The following is a 21,158-nucleotide window of genomic DNA, read 5'->3' as shown; positions in this document are numbered from 1 at the left end:
TTGATTAGTTTACTCGATAATCGAGATTTAAATGCTCAGAGGCTTGCCTCGAAATCAAGTTATATTTTCAAATAATGCTTCGTGGGCTTGCCGCGAGGTAGTTTACTGTCAATTTTTACCTGAATTTCACTTCTATTATTTATCTGACTATAGGTAATTATTGGACAGAATCTAAAATACACTCTTTACAATTTTTAAGCTTCCATTTTATAAATTTCCCTGTGTTAGATTATATATGTTATAACCAAATAAAATGAGGATGGTAAGTAAAGCAATGACAGTAGGAATAGGAATGTTTTTTACGTTTATTGGAATATGAAAAGGAGCCTTTTTATTATTTTTTCTGTTTTTATATCGAAATACTAATAAGGAAAAATTTACCATTCCAAAAACGATAAAAATAAAGATATTACTAATACTGGCTACCATTTTTAAATCTCCCAATAACCCGAAACCGATAGCCAGAATTGCTATGGCAATTATAGCATAATTAGGAGCATTTCCAATTCCGGAGATAGTTGTAAACTTTTTTAACCAGTTTACCTCGCTATCCCGGGCAATGTCATAGAGTAGGCGGGAAGTTCCCAGAATGTTACTTAAAATCGTTTTACTGGTTGCAAAAAGTGCTACAACAACCAGTGCGGTGGCACCAACTGAACCTAGTTTGGTCTCTATTACTGCGGCTAACGGCCCCTCTGATCCTGCAAGTTTTTCCCAATTTAATACACTCACAGAACTTATTGCAATTAGAACATATAAAACCAGAACGGCCAAACCACTTAAAAGAACCCCTTTAGGCATATTTTTCTCCGGGTTTTTAGTTTCCTCTGCCATTTTTACCAGATCTTCGAAACCTATATAACTAAAGAAAATTAAAGCACTACCTGCTATTATACCATTCCAACCGCCATCATTTAGTTTCGTAAGATCTGTGGAGCCAAACTCTGGAATACAAACCGCGATGACTGTCGCAAGTCCCGCAAGGGTTATTATAGTTGCGACCGAATTATAATAGGAACTGTATTTAGCACCAAAAATATTGAATAGTGCCATTAGCGAAACCACACCAATGACGATTATCCACGATGGAAATTCCCATAATCTTGAGAGGTAACCGGCAAAACTAATAGCAATAGCTGCAGCCGCTACCACTCCGGTAAATACCATAAAAATGGACATAAAAAAAGCCGGCTTTTTGCCCAGACTTTGTTTAATATATTCAAAACTACCCCCTGAATCGGGAAAACGACTAACAAATTCAGCGTAAGATAAGCCGGTTAAAAGAGCCACTGATGCCGCAATAATAAAACTTAACCACAGCATATTGCCTCCAAGAGCTGCTGCCTCCCCAATAATTGCATATATACCGGCACCTACGATACCACCAATCCCAAACATAAGTATGTCCCATAATCCCAGGGACCTTTTAAGTCTTTTTTCTCCCATAAGCACAATTTAATTTTTATGTTATGATTGGCTAAAACTTTTAACGACATCTATGAAAAAAATAACAATCTATTTAACTTTTCACCTTTATTGTAGTCTTGATTCGCCTATCACAACGGATTTTATTTTTCGTCTAAAGGTAATTCAAATAAAAAATGAGTTGAATATGTGGATTATTCTTTTTTCAGAAATATGGAATTAAAAATGCCTGTCTGTTACAGTTACACTTTTAATCAGACTCGCTCTTAAAAAAGACTTTAAATGTGATACCTTCTTTCTCTTCACTTTCGAGTTTTATTCTGCCTTCATTATCCTCAATCATTTTTTTAATACATAAAGGCCCATCCCGGTTCCAGGAATATGATTAGATAGTCAAGATTTTTTAAATATTGCGCCTTTGATGTTCCAGTGATATTCCCAATCCATTATCCTTTACACAAAGAATTGTAAAACCTTTTACTGCTTCTGTGTTGATATTTATTTCTGAAGATTTTTCTGGATCGCTAAATTTAACTGCATTATGAATAAGGTTGTAGACTACGCTTCTCAGGTTGCTCCTTGGAAAAACGATTTCTTTAACCTTTAAATCTGTGGTAATTTTAATATTTTTCTTTTTTATATCTCACTTAAGAGCGGTAATTATTTCTCGCAAATATCTTCGATGTTTAGTACTCTCCCTATGGAAGATTTTTCTTTCTCTTTTTTATATGCAAAATCTTCAACGAGAACTTCAAGGCTTTTAAAAGATTCTTTGAGCGTATTACTCCATTCCTCGAATAGATTAGAATTCTCCTGCTCAGGGACTAATGTTAATCCGTCGGCTATTAATGTAATTGTCGAAATAGGCTGCCTTATATCGTGCGCCAAAGCATACCTTAAAGTCTGGTATTCTGAATTTATTTTTTCCAGATCTCTCAAAGCCAGAGTAAAGTCTCAGAAAAATTCAAAATGAATAGAAAACTATAAACCAGTCGACTAATAATTAAGTCAATTTCGATATCGGATTTAGAGAATATTCACGAATTATATTCTCGGAAACCAACCGATTTAAAACGCAGGGAATTCCTGAAAACATAATTCAGATAGAAAGCATCATTAAAGATTGGATTGGATTAAAAATAATAATAATGAACAGAACAAAAATTTCATATTCAAAGTCGAATTATTTGAGAGCAAATCATTTATTGATTTTATAACAGCGAGATCATCATTATAAATTTTAAAACCTATAATATAGTTACCATAGGACTGGAAATACAATGCAAAATTATTCATCAACTTATATCTTTAAGAGGTTTATAGCTTAACCTTAGATGTGTAACACTTGTTACCTCCTGGAGAATCTCCTAAGCTTACTTTTACCAGGAATTATTAAATATTCCTGTGTTCTTTGGTGCACTTAAAATTGAAAATAGAATGAATAAAAAAAATAAAAAAAGTGTTATTGAATATGGGATAATAATTGTCATTTTTGGCGGGCTGTATTTCACAGGATTACATACAGAAGTATTAGGATTTCTTCAACGGGGTATACTTGCTACTGGTTTAATGGATCCAGATATTGATAAAGGTTCTGAGCTTGCTGTGAACAATGAGTATCCGGATGCAGATTTTTCTATGAATTTTATAAATTCTAACGGAGAAAAAGTTGCTATGGAAAAACTTCAGGGTAAAGTTATCTTTATGAATGTGTGGGCTACATGGTGCCCTCCCTGTATTGCCGAAATGCCAGGGATTAATAAACTTTATCAGGAGGTTGATAAAGATAAAGTAGTATTTATTATGTTATCTGTAGATCAGGAATTTAAAAAAGCCATAGATTTTAATAAAAGAAAAGGTTACGATTTTGAGATCTACAAAACCCAAGGAAATATTCCCTCAATGTATAGTTCTCAAAGCCTTCCCACTACATATGTAATTAATGCCCGTGGAGAGTTGGTGCTCACGCATACGGGAATGGGCGATTATAACACCAAGGATTTTAAAGAGTTTCTTAAAAAGCAGTATTAATTCTCAAAAAAATAAAAAGAATTTAGCCTGTTTTACCCGTTTTTTATCTCTAGAAAAAGAGAGATTTTCTCTATTAAATAAGAGGTTTTTCTGATTCCGGGTTTTTCGCATTCACTTACTATCTCCAATGTGGTGAGCCTCCTTCCGGATATTGCCCAGTTCTGTCTCCCTAAACGGAATTGGGCTTTTGATTTTCTATCCAATTATTTAAATAAGTTTTAATGAGAGAATCGGAAATAAAGTTTTTAGACCTTTAGGTGATTTTTGAAGTAGGCAAAATAATTTTAATTAAAGTAGCTAATCAATTTTATACTCAAAGTATTGACAGTTTTACTACTTTAAAACGACTAGAGAATTATTAAAAAGTTTAGTCTAAATTGAAAAATATTATGGGAAGACCTTCAACAAAACCAAAAGACCTGAGAGATGGATACTATATTGAAGTCAGGAATAAAAATCAAAAAACAGGTATCAAAATTAGAAGAGATACCAGAAAGCAATTACTACAGGCCATAGCCGAATATAAAGAAAGTAAAGAGGTTATAATTTTAGGTAAATCTGAAAATGGAAAAATGAAGATTATTCCAGATATTGAAAGTGGCTATGTAAAGTAAGCTTACAGGTCGATATTTTTTGACTATCGGCTATGGTTTTGGGATATATAGAATTTTACGGATAAGTTGGTTAATGAATATTTGGAGCATCTTAGATAAGTAGACGATAGGGGAGATACAAATTTTATAATAGAGTAAGGATAGATCTGGTTGATTTTTCTTTTTTCGGACAATGAAAGAAATAGAAAAGGATTGACTGATACGCATTGCTTTACTCTTAAATTTAAACAATTATTAAGGGTACGAAGTCAAACTGCCAATACATAATGTAGAGCATCGGCTACATAAAAATACAAAAAAAAGCTCACGATTAACTCACGATTTAGCTGTGAACTCACTATTAACTCACGATAAATTTATAGCTATTTGTTAAATTTTGAGAAACAAAAAAGGATAACTATGTGAAAATCATATAATTACCCTTAATTTGTGTTAAAATGATATCTTAAATAGTCGGGATGACAGGATTTGAACCTGCGACCCCACGCCCCCCAGGCTCAAATTTTACTTTTCATTTAGTAGTATTTATTTTCTTTTGTATTGATTATCAATACTTTATGATTTTTAAGAGTGTATCTAAATTCTTTTGTTTTACCTTTATATGGTGATTTGTTGTACGTATGTTGTACGGATTTTAAAACTTTAATCGTAGGGTTTTAAAGCATTAGTAGTATGGATTTCAGCATTTGTTGTACGGATTTAGAACATTAAAAATTCAAAAATGGCGGTTGTAAAAATAGTATTGCATAAAGTTAAACGTGCTGATGGTACTTTTCCTGTCAGCTTAAGAGTAACTAAAAACAGGAAAACAAAATATTTCAAAACTATATTTAATGTATTTCCTGAAGAATGGGATGCCAGTGCGGAATTATTCAACAAAAGGCATAAAAACCATCTTCAGGATAATAGGCTACTTTTAAAATTTAAAGAACGTGCGTTTAGGATTTATTCCGAGCTACAGCTTAAAAATGAAAGTTTTCGAATTTCTGAATTTGAAAATGCTTTTCGAGTAACCTCCAATCCTGAATCAAAGAAATTTTTTTATTTCTGGAGTGATTTAATTAAAGAATTTAACTTAGCCGGCAGAACCGGAAATGCAAGAATCCATAATGAAGCTTTTTTAGCCCTTAAAAAATTCAATTTATCGACTCGACTTGAATTCGAGGACATTTCTGTAGCCTATTTGTCAAAATTTGAAACACATTTGCGTTCACAAGGAGGAAATGATGGTGGTATCAGTTTGAGAATGCGAACAATTAGGGCTGTTTTTAATAAAGCCATTGCCCGGGATATAATTTCAGCGAACGTTTATCCTTTTAAAAATTATAAAATTTCTAAGCTTAAAAGTAAGCCTGCGAAAAGAGCTCTTGATTTTACAGAGATAATGAAAATCGTAAAGATGGATATATCAAAGCATCCACATCTTTTAAATAGTCATAAATATTTTGTTTTCAGCTTTTATACCCGTGGAATGAATTTCGCTGATCAAATTAATTTAAAATGGTCTCAAATTAATGGTGACAAAATATTTTACACCCGCTCCAAATCAAAAGGGAATTTTAATATTACTATTCTGCCACCGGTTAGGGATATTTTGAATTATTTTAAGGCAAGATCGATTGGCACAAAATATGTTTTTCCTTTACTCTTGCAAGATAACATGACCCCGCTCCAAATTGAAAACCGTAAACATAAAACGCTAAGTAATTATAATAAGGATTTAAAAGAGATCGCTTCTATCTGTAATATTGATAAAACTTTAACCAGCTATGTAGCTCGACATAGTTTTGCGAATAGCTTAAAGCAAATGGGCGTTGCCACAGATATTATAAGCGAGTCACTGGGACATCAAAACCTAACTATTACCCAGGCTTATTTGAAAGAATTGGATAGCTCAGTGTTGGATGCAGCTAGTGAATTGCTACTTTAATTCCTGAGTTATAGGCTATAATTTTTCACAAAGTATTCAATATATTTAGGAAGTTGAGTACCGAGGAAATAAGGTAGATTCATCAATAAATAAGGAGTTCCGTCCAGGGTTTTATCTTCTTCAATTTTAAAGCTACCCCCGTATATTCGTATGGTATAAGGATGGTTTGCCCTTATTGTAAATTGATGTAAGGATTTTAAAGTGCCTTTTGCTCCAGATTTTATTTCTATGGGAATCACTTTGTCTTCATAAGGATATACCAAATCAACTTCAGAAGATGCCTGGTTTTTGTCTCTTACCCAGAAATTTGGTTTTGCGTTTGTTATGGTATTCAATGAAATCAACTCCTGAGTAATTAAATGTGGAATTATAGCTCCTTTAAAAGAGTTGCTTAGATCTTCCATTCCCAACATTTTCGCCTGAATTCCAAGAGCGTGATTTATCAATCCCGTATCCAAAAACTGAAGCCTAGGTGACTTTTTTAAATTTGGTTTTACGGGATTCTCTGTATCTGTGGTAGGATAGATGAGCTGAATTATTTTAGCATCATCTAAATTTCGCATTGCCTCCCCAACTTCTCTTGACCTATAGTTAGAATTACCAAAATTCTGGAATTTAATACGTTCATCTACGTATAAATGAGCAACTTCCATGATATGTTTTATTACACGTCTTTCTGTAGCATTAGAAGTGTATTTTTCCACATCATCCCGATAAGTACCCCAAATACTTTCATAAACCTTTGGCAAGTCGGCCAAACTTTTGGTTTTTAAATCAGTTTTAACGACTTCTGGCATTCCACCAATAATTGCATATCTATGAAATAGATCCATTAGTGCCGTATATGCAAAAGGTTTAATCGGAATACTGTTTAATTGCTCAAATGCCGACTTTTGATCGACAGCTTTCAAATATTCAGCAAAATTTAGAGGATATAGATATAAGTATTCGATACGACCTACAGGAAAACTTTTCACATCTTTTATGGCAAACTCCAATAAAGAACCTGCTGCAATAACATGCAATTGCGGTCTATCTTCATAAAAATAACGTAATAATTGGATAGCTTTGGGCAATTCCTGAATTTCGTCTATAAATAAAAGGGTTGTATCAATATCCTTTGAAGCTATATCATTTGATAAGAATAATGCTTCAACAATAGTTTCTACGTTATCATATTCTTCAAACAATTTTCTATCCGCCGGCTTTTCTAAATTTAAAAATATGAAGTGTTTATATTTTTTTGCAAAATCTTTTATTAAAGTGGTTTTACCAACTTGTCTTGCCCCTCTTATCACTAAAGGCTTCCTGTTTATATTTTTCTTCCATTTATCTAAATGTGAACTAATATGTCTTTCAAAATTCATAGTTTTTCGTTACAAAATATGGGTAAATATAGTATATTATTGTAACAAAATAAGGGTTAACTATGATAAATATTGTAATAAAATAGGGGTAAATAGTAAGCTTAGTTATTAAGCTCGCTGTAATCTTTTTTAATCCTCCTATTTTAAAGACAGTCTTATGGCATTAGAAATACATAAAAACTGTAATAATAAAATGGGAACCTTGATATGAGTTGGGATTGAATAATTAAAAGATGATTCATTAAAAGCTTCTATTTTATTAAAGTTCCTGATTAAAGCCCCAATATCTTCCATAACCTGCGCCGGATCCTATGCTGTTTTTATAGTGTACGGGAAGTTAAGCGTAAAGTAAAAACAGCATTTGGGGCGCGAATTATTATTTTTTCATTACCAGTAAATTTCAACCTGTTTTCAAGATTGAAAATAGAAGATTTCCTACTTCTTTATTTATTTCCGTGATAACAAGCACTTTTAATTTAAAGTCTAAATGGATTTTTGACCGAATCGGATACGAGGAGATTTTTGCACACCCTGTGCATCTATATTTCTTTATCTTTGCGACTGTGAAAATAATCGCGGTAATATTGTCTATTTATGTTTTAGGACTCAATTTTGTAGCCTGTAGTGATAATTATTCTGCATTAAATGGTGACACGGAAATTACAGAAGTGAATTTTCAGGATCTGAATTCAGATCATTCTCACGAGCAAACGGCAGATCTATGCCCTCCTTTTTGCAGCTGCCATTGCTGTCACGTACACACCATAAATTTTAGCTCTTCAGAATTTCAACCTTTAACCTATACGATTTCTTCGGATATATTTCTTCATTTTGATAGTTTAGGAAAAGAAATTCCGGATTCCTTTCTACAACCTCCAAGAGTTTAATTCAATTTTTATAGGATAACTATATCCTTTTTTAAGGCCTTATTAACTATTTCTTTCGGGAAATAATGGTCTAAACTACTGTATCGTTTCTTCGATGCACGATCAGAAATTTCAATTGAATTAAACCTTTTTTTATGATCAATAGAATCATTTCATTTTCTATCAATAATAAATTCATTATTGGCCTGCTTACCATAGCCCTTATAGGTACTGGTATTTGGTCTATGTCTACCATAAATTTGGGATCGGTTCCAGACATCACAAATAATCAAGTTCAGGTTATCACGCAATCCCCTAATCTGGGAACAGAAGATATAGAACAATTTGTAACCTATCCAGTAGAACTTTCTATGGGAAATCTGCCAGGGGTTAAAGAAATTCGTTCCATTTCACGATTCGGTCTTTCTGTGGTTACTATTGTTTTTAAAGATGATATGGGGACTTACCTTCCCCGGCAACTCGTGCAGGAAAAACTCATTGAACTGGATGAGACTATTCCAAATAAATTCGGAAGCCCTGCTATGGGGCCAATTTCAACGGGACTGGGACAAATCTATGAGTACACTATTAAACCAAAGGAGGGATCTGAAACTGAATATTCACCCACAGAACTACGAACTATCCAGGACTGGTTGGTTAAAAGACAGTTAACCCTTTTGGAAGGAGTAGTAGAAGTAAATTCTTTTGGAGGTTCAATAAAGCAATACGAGGTAGCCATCAACCCAGAGAAGTTGAATAGTATGGGAGTGAGTATATCTGATGTATATGAAGCTCTTGCAAGAAATAACGTAAATACCGGGGGAGCTTATATAGAGAAGAATAAAATGGCCAATTTTATTCGGGGTGAAGGTTTAGTTCGTTCGCTGGACGATATCAGGAAAATTTCGATAACCACTGAAAATGGTATTCCAATTACCATCGGAGATGTAGCCGAGCAAGTACATTTTGGAAGCCAGGTTCGCTATGGTGCTTTTACCCAAGATGGTGAAGAAGCTGTTGGAGGAATAATAATGATGCTTAAAGGGGCTAATCCTAACGCGGTTATTCAAAATGTAAAAGCTCGAATGGCAGAGGTGGAAAAATCCCTTCCTGAAGGTTTGACCATAGATCCCATAATCGATCGAAGTGAATTAATAGGAAGAACTACAGATACGGTTAAAACCAATTTATTAGAGGGAGCACTGATTGTCATTTTTGCCCTGGTATTATTACTGGGTAGTTTAAGAGGGGGACTTATAACCGCTACGACCATTCCATTATCCTTACTTTTCGCTTTTATATTGATGAAGCAATTTGGTGTTTGGGCTAACCTGATGAGTCTTGGTGCAATTGACTTTGGGATTATTATTGACGGTGCAGTAATTATTATTGAAGGAACCGTGTATGAAATTCAAAAACGAATACGAGCTGGTAAAGCAAAATTCAATCAGGCCGATATGGACGAAGCTGCCTATGATGCCGGCAGTACCATGATGAATTCGGCGTTCTTTGGCCAGATTATTATTCTAATTGTTTTTGCTCCCATTCTTTTCCTAACCGGAGTTGAAGGGAAAATGTTTAAACCAATGGCTTATACTTTTGGTTTTGCGATGATTGGTGCCATTTTCTTATGCCTTACTTATGTTCCAATGATGGCTGCATTAATGATGAGACCTGTTCGGAAAAAAGACAATTGGTTTGGGAAATTTGAGCGTTGGCTGGAAAAAGTAAGTGATAAAATTATAGGCGGAATTCAGAAAGTGTATTTGCCTTTACTAAAAGGCGCATTAAGGCTTAAACTGATCGTAATAGCCTCAGCGGTTGTTTTGCTTATTGTTGCCGGTTTCCTTTTTTCCAGAATGGGAGGGGAATTTGTTCCTCAACTCGATGAGGGAGATATTGCCATGCAGGCATTAATTAGGCCGGGTAGTTCTTTGACGGAATCTATTGAAGTATCTAAAAGAATAGAGAATTTGCTTTTAGAGAATTTCCCCGAAATCAAAACCGTAACTGCCAGGATTGGGGTAGCCGATATTCCTACCGATCCTATGCCTATGGATATCGCCGATATGTACCTTATCCTGGAAAAGGATAAGGACAAATGGACTACCGCTGAAACCAAGGAGGCATTAATTGAAAAGATTAAGCTAAAACTTAATGAAAATCTGACCGGAGTCAATTTGGTGTTCACCCAGCCGGTAGAATTGCGATTTAATGAACTATTGGAAGGTGTTAGGGAAGATATTGCCGTAAAATTATACGGGGAAGACCTGGATGTGTTGTCAGAGAAAGTCCAGGAAATGGCAGCGATTATCCAAACGGTTCCGGGAGCAGGAGATGTAAGCCCAGAAAGAACATCAGGCTTGCCCCAAATGACGGTTCAGTTTAATCGCGATAAAATAGCTCAATATGGACTGGATATACAAAAAGTCAATGAATATATAAGCACAGCTTTTGCCGGGGGAACTGCCGGGGTGATTTTTGAAGGGGAAAAGCGCTTTGATTTGGTGGTAAGATTTGATGAAGCTCACCGAAGGAATATAGACGATTTACGCGGATTGTATATAGACCTTCCAGATGGAACGCAGGTTCCAATAAAAGAGGTGGCAAATATCGAGTACGTTTCAGGACCAATGCAGATTTCTCGGGATGATACCTATAGAAGAACCTATGTTGGTGTAAATGCCCGTGGAAGGGATGTAGAGTCCGTAGTCAATGATATTCAACAAAAGCTGGATGAACAATTAGAATTACCTGCAGGCTATTATATTTCCTATGGAGGAGAATTTGAAAATCTTCAAAGTGCAAAAGATAAATTAGTAATCGTTGTTCCAATAGCGCTGTTCTTAATTTTCGTTCTACTCTATTTTGCGCTAAAATCCTTTTCACAATCTATAATGATATATATGGCAATCCCACTGGCAGCCATTGGCGGTGTTTTCGCCCTTTGGCTCAGAGGAATGCCTTTTAGTATTTCAGCAGGTGTTGGCTTTATTGTTTTGTTTGGGGTAGCCGTTTTAAATGGACTAGTACTGGTGAACAGGTTTAATTCCCTGAAACAAGAAGGGGTAATCAGCATAAAAGACAGAATTTTTACAGGAACTAAAGAACGAATAAGACCAATTATGTTAACAGCAACAACAGATATTTTCGGCTTTTTACCAATGGCCTTTTCCACCTCGGCTGGTGCCGAAGTACAACAACCATTGGCCACGGTAGTAATTGGTGGTATGCTTACCGCAACACTACTTACATTAGTGGTGCTACCAGTGCTCTATACTTTGGTTGAAAGAAAGAGGGAGATGAAAGATCAAAATAGACTTAATGCTTTCAGTTCAGGATCTTTACCCACAATTTTAGTTTTAGGCTGTATCCTGGGAGGATCTTTCACTACAATGGGACAAGTTGATCCTGAGCCATCCCAGGAGGTTTTGAAGGATAGTCTGCAAGTCATAAGCCTGGAAAAAGCCCAGGAGATGGCAGTCCAAAACTATCCCCAACTAAAGGCCGCCCAACTGGCAATTGAAAAGGAGGAGGTATTGCGTAAAACAGCTTATGATTTTGGCAATACCCAAATTTTCACAGGGAAGGAAGAAGTGGGAAATGATTCTGATGGTGTTTATACCCAAATCGGGGTACAACAACAAGGGATTGATATCTTTGGAATTGTTCCCCGATTAAAACTACAGAAAGAAAGAATGGCTCTTGCAGAAAATGCATTAGATCTAACCACCATTGGAATTAAGCGTGAAGTAAGCAGGGCCTGGGCTTCGGTGTATACCAGCAAAAAGACTTATCAGGTTTATAAAAAGATGGATTCTATTTTCGAAGACATCGAAAGGGCTGCAAGAATAAGGTATGAAACTGAAGCTACTTCTAAACTGGAATATCTGGCTACCTCCAATCAGGGAAACGAGGTGAAAATTCAATTAGAGCAATCTTATAGAAACTACCTGAAAGCTTTACAACGATTAAATCTATGGTTTGTTAGCGATACGCTTTATGATGTGCCCGATTTACCAGTAGAAGCCTTGAATAAGCCCTTAAATTTTCTGGTAGAAACTCTTGAAAATCATCCAGAGCTTCAGGTTTCTGAACAAAGGGTAGCTGTTGCGGAAGCTGTTGGGAGCGAAAGAAAATCTGAATTCTTACCGAAACTCCAGGGACAGTATGCCATCCAGGAAATAAACGGTCAATCTGGTTTCTTTCAATATCAGGTAGGTATTCAAATCCCCCTATTTTTTGGACCTGAGTTAGGCCGTACACAAGAAGCAAAAATAAACCGGAAGATTGCCGAGCAGAATCTAAATCAGGATAAACTTGAATTGGAAACAGCATATAAAACAACGCGGGAAGAATTCATCAAATGGAGAAATTCCTGGAATTATTACAGAAATGAAGCGCTTCCCCTGGCCAGAGAACAACAAGCAGGTTCGGTATTTGCCTTTAAGGAGGGTGCCATTGATTATGTAAGCTTTCTGCAAAATATAAGGGATGCTATTCGTATAGAAGTAGATGCGTGGGAAGCTTACTACAAATATCTCGATAGCCGACACCAACTAGAATATTACCTTGAAAATTAAGATATTACGATGAAATACGATATGAAAATAAGAACGATAAATATATTAATTTTTGCATTCGCCCTTACACTGGTAGTTGGATGTAAAGAAAATTCTGATGCCGGAGATAATAATTCTCCGGAAACTGAAACTCCAAAAGTTGAAGAAGGAGGAATGCGCAGGCTACATCTGTCAGATCTAAAATTTAATAGTTTGGGAATAAAGTTAGATACTTTAACTAAAAATGCCCTTTCGGGAACCGTGGAGGCGAATGGGCAATTGGAAGTGCCACCACAGTACGAAGCAACTGTTACAGCAATATTAGGAGGTAATGTTACTTCCATTAAAGTTATTGAAGGAGATAAGGTTAAAAAAGGCCAAACCCTTGCGTACCTTTCTCATCCTAATTTAACGAAGATCCAATCAGACTATATTAGTGCTTATAGCCGGATGCAGTTTCTGGAAAAAGAATTTGATAGACAAAAACGCTTATATGAAGCACAAGTAGGCTCTGGAAAGACATTTCAACAAACGCAATCAGATTATCAGTCCGTAAAAGGCGAAGTCCGTGCTTTTGAATCTCAGTTGCGCCAGTTAAATTTGAATGCTTCCCGGGTTAGAAATGGAGAACTTTATGAGTATATACCGGTGGTAAGTCCTATCGATGGTTATATAGAAAAAGTTCTAGTTCAGATGGGACAATTCGTAGAACCTCAAACAAGTATGTTTTTGGTGATAGATAATGAACATGTTCATGCAGATTTAATGGTTTTCGAAAAAGATGTCCATAAAGTAAAAATAGGACAGAAAATTTCTTTTACACTGGAATCGGTACCAGGCAGTAATTTAATAGGTGAAATATATTCAGTAGGTAAGAAATTTGAACAAAATCCTAAGGCTATTCATATTCATGCTGAAATCGAAAATAAAGATGAAAAGCTGATTCCAGGAATGTATATCAAAGGTGAAATCCGAACGGGAGAAGAGGCCGTTTTGGCTTTACCCGAAGAAGCGGTTATAGAAGAAGAGGGAAATCCATACATTTTTACAGCTCAAAAAACAGATAAAAATGGTAAAACAGCATGGGAATTTAAAACTGTTGAAGTTAGAATAGGAATTACCGAAGATGGCTGGGTAGAAATTAACCTTCTTGAGCCTCTACCCAAAGGTACCTTGATTGCTTATAACAATGCTTATTATTTGATCTCAGAAATGCAAAAAAGCCAGGCCTCGCACGGACATTAAAATGAAAGTGTTCAAAGAATCTATAAAAACAAAAAAGGACTGGATGATATTTAAAGGTACTTCCACACCTAAAAAAATTATAAAATGACTGAAATAGAAAAAACTTTATTGGCTCATGAGGTTAGGCCTACGGCAATGCGTATCCTAATCTATAAGTTTATGGCCAAAAAGAATAGAGCAATAGCTCTTACCGAAATTGAAAATGCATTTGTAAAATCTGATCGTGCCACCTTATCCCGAACGATAAGAACTTTTGAAGAAAAGGGTATTGTTCACCAGATAGATGATGGAACTGGAGTACCCAAGTATGCGCTCTGTGAAACCGGTTGCAACTGTGAAGTAGAGCAAGATCTGCATATTCATTTTCATTGTAACAATTGCGATGAAACTATATGTTTAACTGACCATAAAATTCCGCATATCAATTTACCGGAAGGTTATTTGGCGGAAAATGTTAACCTGGTAGTTAAAGGAATATGCGAGAAATGTAATGCCTGATTGCGAATGTAAATAGGATCTAGTAACCAATCATTCCGAGTTGAAAAAATTATTTATTATGAAAAAAATCCAAATTAAAATTCCGGTACTCCTGCCTCAGGTAGCAAGCGAAAAAGACACATGTGTAGAAAGGCTTATTAAGGCACTGGAAGCTAAAGATGGTCTTGAAAGGGTTCATGTTGCCGATGAAGAGGCAAATGGCGCTCCTCAACTATGTTTTCACTATGATCCTGATAAAATTTCTATAGATAGGATTCAAAGCATAGCTGAACGAGCTGGGGCTGAAATCACTAAAAAGTATGGCCATTTACTTATAAAGCTTAGTGGTATTAGGCATACGCGTCACGCTCGCCAAATAGAAAACAAGCTTTTAGATATTGAAGGTGTTTTGGAAGCTTCGGTGACTGCCGCAGGAATGGTTCGGTTGGAATTTGATAAAAATGAAACTAATTTTGATTTCATCGCGAAAAAACTGGAGAAGGAAGATTTGGAGATTGAAGAAAGTTCTACCAATGAAGGTGGTTTAAATAAACCAGCTAAATCCAGTGAAAATTTAGAGCAAAAAGAAAGCAAACAGCAATTTTCAGAAAAAGATAAACACGCTAAAGACAGTGAAAGTTATGCTGGCGGGGAAGAACATGCTCATGAGCACGGAGGTATTTTGGGAAAAAATACCGAACTTATTTTTGCAATTATCTCCGGTGCACTTCTGGGTATAGGATTTGGGCTTTCCTTTGTAGAATCTATACCAGAATGGGTTAGCCTGGCTCTGTATATAGGGGCGTATTTTTTTGGAGGGTACTTTACTGCCAAGGAAGCCATCGAAACGGTTGCAAAAGGAGGTTTTGAAATCGACTTTTTAATGCTGGTTGCTGCAATTGGGGCTGCTATTTTAGGCGAATGGGCTGAAGGTGCTTTGTTGTTATTTTTGTTTAGCCTGGGACACGCGCTGGAACATTATGCAATGAACAAAGCCCGTAAATCTATAGCGGCATTATCAGATCTGGCTCCTAAAACCGCTTTATTGAAAAAAGACGGGCTAACTGAGGAAGTAGGAATAGAAAAACTAAGTATTGGAGATACGATTGTAGTTAGGCCTAATAGTAAAATCTCTGCAGATGGAGTCGTGGTCAAAGGGGAAAGCAGCGTAAATCAAGCGCCAATTACAGGGGAAAGTGTTCCCGTAGATAAAGTACCTGTAGAAGATACTGCCAAAGACTATTCAAAAGTTGATGATATAAAAGCTGAAAACCGGGTGTTCTCCGGAACCATTAATGGGAACAACACCATGGAAATAAAAGTCATTAAAGAAGCCAGGGATTCTACCTTATCCAGGTTGGTTAAACTGGTTAACGAAGCACAGACTCAAAAATCTCCAACGCAATTACTTACCGATAAATTTGAAAGGTATTTTGTGCCTTCGGTGCTTATTTTAGTAGTAACATTGCTTTTCGCCTTTTTGGTGATAGATGAACCCTTTAGCGCTAGTTTTTATAGGGCAATGGCCGTACTTGTTGCTGCCAGTCCCTGTGCATTGGCTATTTCTACGCCCAGTGCGGTATTGAGTGGAGTAGCACGGGCAGCAAAAAGTGGGGTGCTTATTAAAGGAGGCCGCCCCCTGGAAGATTTAGGAGTGATTACCGCCCTGGCTTTTGATAAAACCGGGACCTTAACCGAAGGAAAACCCAAACTTACCCAGGTTGTTCCTTTGGGAGATATCCAAGAAGAAGCTTTGCTTAAAATCGCGGTTGCAGTTGAAAATCTTAGCGAGCATCCCCTGGCGAAAGCTGTAGTTCGTGATGGTAAAAAGATGCTGGAAGGATCTGAAATACCAGAGGCTTTTAATCTGGAAGCTGTTCTGGGAAAAGGTATTAAAGCCTCATTGGAGGGTGATACAATTTATATTGGTAACCTGGATTTATACGAAGGCCTTAATGATATGAAACCTTCAGAAGAAATAGTTGAAAAAGTCCGGGACCTTGAAGGAGGTGGAAATACTACGATGCTCCTTCGGAAAAATGAGGAATATATTGGGATAATAGCCCTGATGGATACCCCACGCGAAGCTGCTAAAGCGACCCTTTCAGAATTAAAGAAAATAGGAATCAAGCGAATGATTATGCTTACGGGAGATAATCAGAAAGTTGCTGATGCTGTCGCTAAGGAAATAGGCCTTACCGATGCCTGGGGAAGCCTATTGCCCGAAGAAAAGGTGGAGGCAATTAAAAAATTAAAAGAGAAGGAATCCAAAGTGGCAATGGTTGGAGATGGAGTAAACGATGCTCCGGCAATGGCTAACAGTACAGTGGGAATCGCTATGGGAGCGGCAGGAAGTGATGTAGCTCTGGAAACAGCCGATATTGCTCTTATGGCAGATAAGTTGGAAACCCTCCCATTTGCTATTGGCCTAAGTAGAAAAGCCAAGGCTATTATTAAACAAAACCTTTGGGTAAGCCTTGGAATTGTAGCTTTGCTAATCCCTGCAACTATTTTCGGTTTTGCCAATATCGGAGTGGCCGTAGTTATTCACGAAGGTTCTACACTTTTAGTTGTTTTCAATGCTTTAAGACTATTAGCTTATAAGAAATGAAAAAAAGTACTTTCATAATCAGTCAAATGGATTGTCCTTCAGAGGAGCAGATGATCCGTATGAAATTAGAGTCTTACGATCAGATAGCATACCTGGATTTTGATATTCCAAACAGAAAACTCGAAGTATATCATTCAGACGCAGTAGAGGAAATCCACTCCTCTCTTTCAGAATTAAAACTCAATGAGAAGCTATTAGATACGGTAGAGGCTGAAACCCCGGTTATAGAAGACCAAGCTAAACAAAAGAATATTCTTTGGTGGGTGTTGGGAATTAATTTCGGTTTTTTTCTTATTGAAATGACTACCGGATGGATATCCTCTTCTATGGGGCTTATTGCAGATTCTCTCGATATGTTGGCAGATTCCATTGTTTATGCACTAAGCTTATTTGCAGTTGGAGGTGCTGTTGCAAGAAAAAAAAGAGTTGCAAAATTCAGTGGATATTTTCAAATGGGTTTGGCCGGCCTTGGATTTATAGAAATCATACGCAGGTTCTTTACTAGTAGTGAAACGCCTTTGTTTCAATGGATGATTATAGTTTCCTTTTTCGCTTTAGTCGGTAACCTAATCTCCTTATGGCTTATAAATAAGGCAAAAAGCAAGGAAGCCCACATGCAGGCCAGTGCTATATTTACCTCTAATGATATAATAGTGAACGGTGGCGTTATCCTGGCGGGTGCCCTGGTCTATTTCTTAGGTAGTAAATGGCCAGATTTGATTATAGGAGCCATTGTCTTCACTTTTGTAATGCGGGGAGCAATAAAAATTTTAAAATTGGCGAAATAAAAACCATTTTGAATAGATTAAACAAATATCATACTCTAATAATTGCAGTAGCAATTGGTCTGGGTTTACTTCTGGGGCAAATTTCAGTTATTAAAAGTTTTTCAGAATACCTAATCATCCCATTCCTAATGGTAATGCTTTTTGGTTTGTTTTTGAATATTCCCTTAAAAAACCTGCTATCCAGTTTTTCCAATCTTAAATTCATATCGGCAAATCTTATAATCAATTTTATCTGGACGCCAATCTTTGCCTACCTGCTGGGATTACTCCTTTTACAGGATCATTTGAGTTTATGGATAGGTTTTGTAATGTTAATGGTAACACCCTGCACCGACTGGTATCTGATCTTTACTGGAATTGCCAAAGGAAATACTTCATTGGCAACAGCTGTATTGCCGGTAAATCTTATTTTACAATTAATTCTTCTTCCGGTTTATCTGCTATTGTTTTTCGGGAAATCAGGTTCCCTAGATACCTCAATTTTATGGGAAAGTATTCTCTTGGTGATTCTGGTTCCATTTTTAATTGCACAGCTTATAAAATATTGGAATGCTAAAAGTAGAAAAACAGAATTGATGCAAAAGAAGGTCCACTCTTTTTTTGAATCTGCACAAATCATTTTTTTGGCTTTGGCCATCGTAGCTATGTTTGCATCGCAGGGAGAATATTTAACCAATAACCTTAGCGTACTTTATATTCTTCTGATTCCAATCCTTCTGTTCTTTCTGATTAATTTTCTGGTAGGTCGTTTTGCCAGCTTACTATTAAAATTTAATTATAAGGATTCTGCAAGCCTGAGCTTAACCACTCTTGCAAGAAACTCACCTATTGCGCTGGCTATTGCCCTGACAGCTTTCCCAAATGATCCATTAGTTTCCCTCTCATTGGTAATAGGGCCTTTGCTAGAGTTACCCATATTGGCTTTAATTTCTCAAATTTTATTAAGGATTAGAAAAGCTTATAAGTAGTTTTTAGATTGCGGTGGTAATAGTGTTTAAGCCCCATATCTACCAAAACTTGCGCCGGATCCTATGCTGTTTTTATAGTGTACGGGAAGTTAAGCGTAAAGTAAAAACAGCATAGGGCGCACCCTTTTGTTTATTAGTGAATTTTCATTTGTTTAGGGCTTTACTGGCTGTATAATCGTATTCTGACCACCTGTATTTTAAATGCAAATACCCTAATTTAAGAAATATTAATGTCATTAACTTTTTTGATTCAAGGAACCTAAGGTACACCTGCACGTATTTTGGTGTGTAGTCGCACGTCAGTTTCTGCGGAGCCGTCTACTCGATTGGGACATGGTGCTATTTATTCTTTTTGTTTTTCACTCCATTTTTAGTGTTGTCAACAACGATTTTAGACTTATTGTGAAAACATCAGAAAGGGCATAAAAATATATAACCTTTTATATCCTATCTGATTTCTCAACAAAGACTCAGGGTAGCGTTAATTCAACCAATGAATCTTTTACAAAAGACTCTTCGGGGACACCTACTACAACTGGCGGAAATTAAGATTGCAGATTATTGGAAGTTTTTTGTATTTTGGAACGATACTAAAGACAGGGTTCTTTAATTCAGTCAAATTTAAATCAGGAATTATAGTCAGCTAATGAAAGAGCTTCGTGAAATAGCATTTGGTTTCAGGGATAACCTGATAGATATCTTTCCAAAACTAATCCTTGCCTTTATTATTTTTGCCATCGGTTATTTTGTGGCGCTTCTCATTGAATGGGCGGCGCGGCGCTTGTTGATTTACTTAAACAGCCTCATCAATGACAGATTCAGGGACAAGGTTCAACATATCAACTTCGGCCCCTCTACCACATTTATCAGTAAGACTTTCTTCTGGATTATTTTTGTTTTCTTTCTTATTCTCGGTACCGAAGTACTCGGTTTATCTATGATCACCACCTGGCTTGCAAGCGTTCTGATCTATTTGCCAAGGATTTTAGCCGCCATTTTAATTGTTTTTGTAGGAATCATTGCGGGCAGGATGGTTGGAAGATTGATTACCTCGGCCACGTCCCGGGTAGCCGTTTCCTACGGCAGGATCTTCGGAAAAATAGCGCAGTACACTATTCTGATCACGTCCATCATTATTGCCGTTGATCAGATCGGAATAGATATTACTTTCCTCACCCAATTGATTAGCATCCTTTTGGCGGCTCTTGTTTTCGGCGCGGCCCTGGCATTTGGTCTGGGTGCTAAAACATCGGTCAGCAATATCCTCGCTTCTTATTACATACATAAAATGTATAAAGAGGGAGATTATGTGAAGATAAGCGATATAGAAGGCAGGATCATTAAAATAGGCACTACGGCAGTTTTTCTGGAATCGGAAACCGACAAAGTGACCATCCCTTCAAAGGAGTTTAACGAAGTAAAGTCTGTATTGATCAAAAAAGAACAGTAATGGATACGGATAAAAGGATATTGGAAGCTTTTATTCAGAACCACGGCCGGGCAGCAACGCAAATTCTCGAGGAGCTTGAGCCCGAAGAGGTGGCGAACTTGTTACAGGAAATCCCCGTTGAACTGGCAGCAAAAATACTGGAGCCGATGTATGCCTACAAGGCATCTCGTATTCTGGAACGCCTTGACCGGGCCTACGCTATCGAAATACTGGAAGCTGTAGACCTGAAAACGGCTGAATTGATAATGAGACAGATGGAGGGGTCGCTCCGCAACTCCCTGTTGGAAGGTCTGGCATCGGATTTATCAAATCCACTGCGTCTGAAACTGAAGAACCCGGAAAACACGGTAGGTGCCCTGATGGATCCCATCGTATTTAGCTTGCGGAAATCTGTCAGGGTGGGCCAGGCGCTGACCTTCTTAAAGGAGCACAGGCGGCCCGTCTCTCCTTATGTATTTGTAGTCAATCCGGACAAAACACTGTATGGCGTTGTAAACCTGCAGGACCTTTTTTTGGCCGAGGAGGAGACCCCTCTTACTGCCTTAGCAAATTGTGATGTACCAAAGCTCTACGATGATGTTCCTTTAGAAACGGTCATTAACTATGAAAGCTGGCTTTACTATTATGCCCTGCCGGTAACAGATCGCGCCGACGTGCTTGTGGGCTCATTAAAGCTGGAAACCGTTCGCCGGGGAAGTGTAAAAAGCGAAGAAGTGCTTGACAAACAAGCTATCAGGGCAGGTGCCGCCCTGGGAGAGCTATACCGTATCGGGTTAACGGGTTTTTTACGGGGCCCGGGAGAATGAAAAACCCAGTATCCTCAT

16 protein-coding genes are annotated in these 21,158 nt (G+C 37.0%); 12 read left to right on the top strand and 4 right to left on the bottom strand.

Annotated elements, in window-relative coordinates:
* Positions 1-207: 207 nt before the first annotated feature.
* From LB465_RS06465 to LB465_RS06455, 3 genes are all read right to left on the bottom strand, one after another.
* Entirely contained in the window at positions 208-1,446 is a 1,239-nt protein-coding gene (locus tag LB465_RS06465; RefSeq protein ID WP_224468382.1) for an APC family permease, read from the bottom strand.
* Between the two features lie 382 nt (positions 1,447-1,828).
* Positions 1,829-1,996: an ATP-binding protein gene (locus LB465_RS18475; protein WP_224468540.1), complete on the bottom strand. Its 168-nt coding sequence runs from the start codon at positions 1,994-1,996 to the stop codon at positions 1,829-1,831.
* 89 nt (positions 1,997-2,085) lie between these two features.
* On the bottom strand, positions 2,086-2,364 hold the full coding sequence (locus tag LB465_RS06455; protein ID WP_224468380.1) for a hypothetical protein: 279 nt from the start codon (positions 2,362-2,364) through the stop codon (positions 2,086-2,088).
* A gap of 498 nt (positions 2,365-2,862) precedes the next feature.
* On the opposite strand from LB465_RS06455, the gene LB465_RS06450 reads away from it, so the two are divergent.
* The 3 genes from LB465_RS06450 (at position 2,863) to LB465_RS06440 (ending at position 6,000) form a co-directional block, all read left to right on the top strand.
* Positions 2,863-3,456, top strand: a complete 594-nt coding sequence (locus tag LB465_RS06450; RefSeq protein ID WP_224468378.1) for a TlpA family protein disulfide reductase — start codon at positions 2,863-2,865, stop codon at positions 3,454-3,456.
* A gap of 389 nt (positions 3,457-3,845) precedes the next feature.
* Positions 3,846-4,070, top strand: coding sequence for a hypothetical protein (locus LB465_RS06445; RefSeq protein WP_224468376.1), 225 nt, complete (start codon positions 3,846-3,848; stop codon positions 4,068-4,070).
* A 721-nt stretch (positions 4,071-4,791) separates the two neighbouring features.
* On the top strand, positions 4,792-6,000 hold the full coding sequence (locus LB465_RS06440; RefSeq protein WP_224468374.1) for a site-specific integrase: 1,209 nt from the start codon (positions 4,792-4,794) through the stop codon (positions 5,998-6,000).
* Between the two features lie 8 nt (positions 6,001-6,008).
* Here LB465_RS06440 and LB465_RS06435 read toward each other — a convergent pair whose 3' ends face one another.
* Complete coding sequence (locus tag LB465_RS06435; RefSeq protein ID WP_224468372.1) at positions 6,009-7,367, bottom strand: ATP-binding protein; 1,359 nt, start codon at positions 7,365-7,367, stop codon at positions 6,009-6,011.
* Between the two features lie 563 nt (positions 7,368-7,930).
* Here LB465_RS06435 and LB465_RS06430 point away from each other — a divergent pair.
* The 9 genes from LB465_RS06430 (at position 7,931) to LB465_RS06390 (ending at position 21,140) form a co-directional block, all read left to right on the top strand.
* Positions 7,931-8,254 (top strand): DUF6660 family protein, encoded by a 324-nt coding sequence (locus LB465_RS06430; RefSeq protein WP_224468370.1) that lies wholly within the window; start codon positions 7,931-7,933, stop codon positions 8,252-8,254.
* 134 nt (positions 8,255-8,388) lie between these two features.
* The gene (locus LB465_RS06425; RefSeq protein ID WP_224468367.1) at positions 8,389-12,816 is read left to right on the top strand and encodes a CusA/CzcA family heavy metal efflux RND transporter; all 4,428 of its coding nucleotides are present in this window, start codon (positions 8,389-8,391) and stop codon (positions 12,814-12,816) included.
* A gap of 21 nt (positions 12,817-12,837) precedes the next feature.
* The gene (locus LB465_RS06420) at positions 12,838-14,040 is read left to right on the top strand and encodes an efflux RND transporter periplasmic adaptor subunit (protein WP_224468538.1); all 1,203 of its coding nucleotides are present in this window, start codon (positions 12,838-12,840) and stop codon (positions 14,038-14,040) included.
* 84 nt (positions 14,041-14,124) lie between these two features.
* The gene (locus LB465_RS06415; protein ID WP_224468365.1) at positions 14,125-14,538 is read left to right on the top strand and encodes a Fur family transcriptional regulator; all 414 of its coding nucleotides are present in this window, start codon (positions 14,125-14,127) and stop codon (positions 14,536-14,538) included.
* 58 nt (positions 14,539-14,596) lie between these two features.
* The gene (locus tag LB465_RS06410; RefSeq protein WP_224468362.1) at positions 14,597-17,128 is read left to right on the top strand and encodes a heavy metal translocating P-type ATPase; all 2,532 of its coding nucleotides are present in this window, start codon (positions 14,597-14,599) and stop codon (positions 17,126-17,128) included.
* Complete coding sequence (locus LB465_RS06405; RefSeq protein WP_224468360.1) at positions 17,125-17,916, top strand: cation transporter; 792 nt, start codon at positions 17,125-17,127, stop codon at positions 17,914-17,916. Before LB465_RS06410 ends, LB465_RS06405 begins: the two co-directional genes overlap by 4 nt.
* 8 nt (positions 17,917-17,924) lie before the next feature.
* Entirely contained in the window at positions 17,925-18,884 is a 960-nt protein-coding gene (locus LB465_RS06400; RefSeq protein WP_224468358.1) for an arsenic resistance protein, read from the top strand.
* A 646-nt stretch (positions 18,885-19,530) separates the two neighbouring features.
* On the top strand, positions 19,531-20,334 hold the full coding sequence (locus LB465_RS06395) for a mechanosensitive ion channel family protein (protein WP_224468356.1): 804 nt from the start codon (positions 19,531-19,533) through the stop codon (positions 20,332-20,334).
* Positions 20,334-21,140, top strand: a complete 807-nt coding sequence (locus LB465_RS06390) for a CBS domain-containing protein (RefSeq protein WP_224468353.1) — start codon at positions 20,334-20,336, stop codon at positions 21,138-21,140. Before LB465_RS06395 ends, LB465_RS06390 begins: the two co-directional genes overlap by 1 nt.
* The last annotated feature ends 18 nt before the right edge of the window (positions 21,141-21,158 follow it).

The sequence above is a fragment of the Salegentibacter lacus genome (genome assembly GCF_020164555.1).
Lineage (GTDB): Bacteria > Bacteroidota > Bacteroidia > Flavobacteriales > Flavobacteriaceae > Salegentibacter > Salegentibacter lacus.
This window is presented reverse-complemented; position numbering and strand designations above follow the sequence as displayed.

Excerpts from the sequence above, each read along its gene's own strand:
- LB465_RS06415 (WP_224468365.1), top strand. The coding sequence starts at position 14,125 with ATGACTGAAATAGAAAAAACTTTATTGGCTCATGAGGTTAGGCCTACG.
- LB465_RS06435 (WP_224468372.1), bottom strand. The coding sequence starts at position 7,367 with ATGAATTTTGAAAGACATATTAGTTCACATTTAGATAAATGGAAGAAA.
- LB465_RS06410 (WP_224468362.1), top strand. The coding sequence starts at position 14,597 with ATGAAAAAAATCCAAATTAAAATTCCGGTACTCCTGCCTCAGGTAGCA.
- LB465_RS06390 (WP_224468353.1), top strand. The coding sequence starts at position 20,334 with ATGGATACGGATAAAAGGATATTGGAAGCTTTTATTCAGAACCACGGC.
- LB465_RS06440 (WP_224468374.1), top strand. The coding sequence starts at position 4,792 with ATGGCGGTTGTAAAAATAGTATTGCATAAAGTTAAACGTGCTGATGGT.
- LB465_RS06420 (WP_224468538.1), top strand. The coding sequence starts at position 12,838 with ATGAAAATAAGAACGATAAATATATTAATTTTTGCATTCGCCCTTACA.
- LB465_RS06395 (WP_224468356.1), top strand. The coding sequence starts at position 19,531 with ATGAAAGAGCTTCGTGAAATAGCATTTGGTTTCAGGGATAACCTGATA.
- LB465_RS06445 (WP_224468376.1), top strand. The coding sequence starts at position 3,846 with ATGGGAAGACCTTCAACAAAACCAAAAGACCTGAGAGATGGATACTAT.
- LB465_RS06425 (WP_224468367.1), top strand. The coding sequence starts at position 8,389 with ATGATCAATAGAATCATTTCATTTTCTATCAATAATAAATTCATTATT.
- LB465_RS06450 (WP_224468378.1), top strand. The coding sequence starts at position 2,863 with ATGAATAAAAAAAATAAAAAAAGTGTTATTGAATATGGGATAATAATT.
- LB465_RS06465 (WP_224468382.1), bottom strand. The coding sequence starts at position 1,446 with ATGGGAGAAAAAAGACTTAAAAGGTCCCTGGGATTATGGGACATACTT.
- LB465_RS06405 (WP_224468360.1), top strand. The coding sequence starts at position 17,125 with ATGAAAAAAAGTACTTTCATAATCAGTCAAATGGATTGTCCTTCAGAG.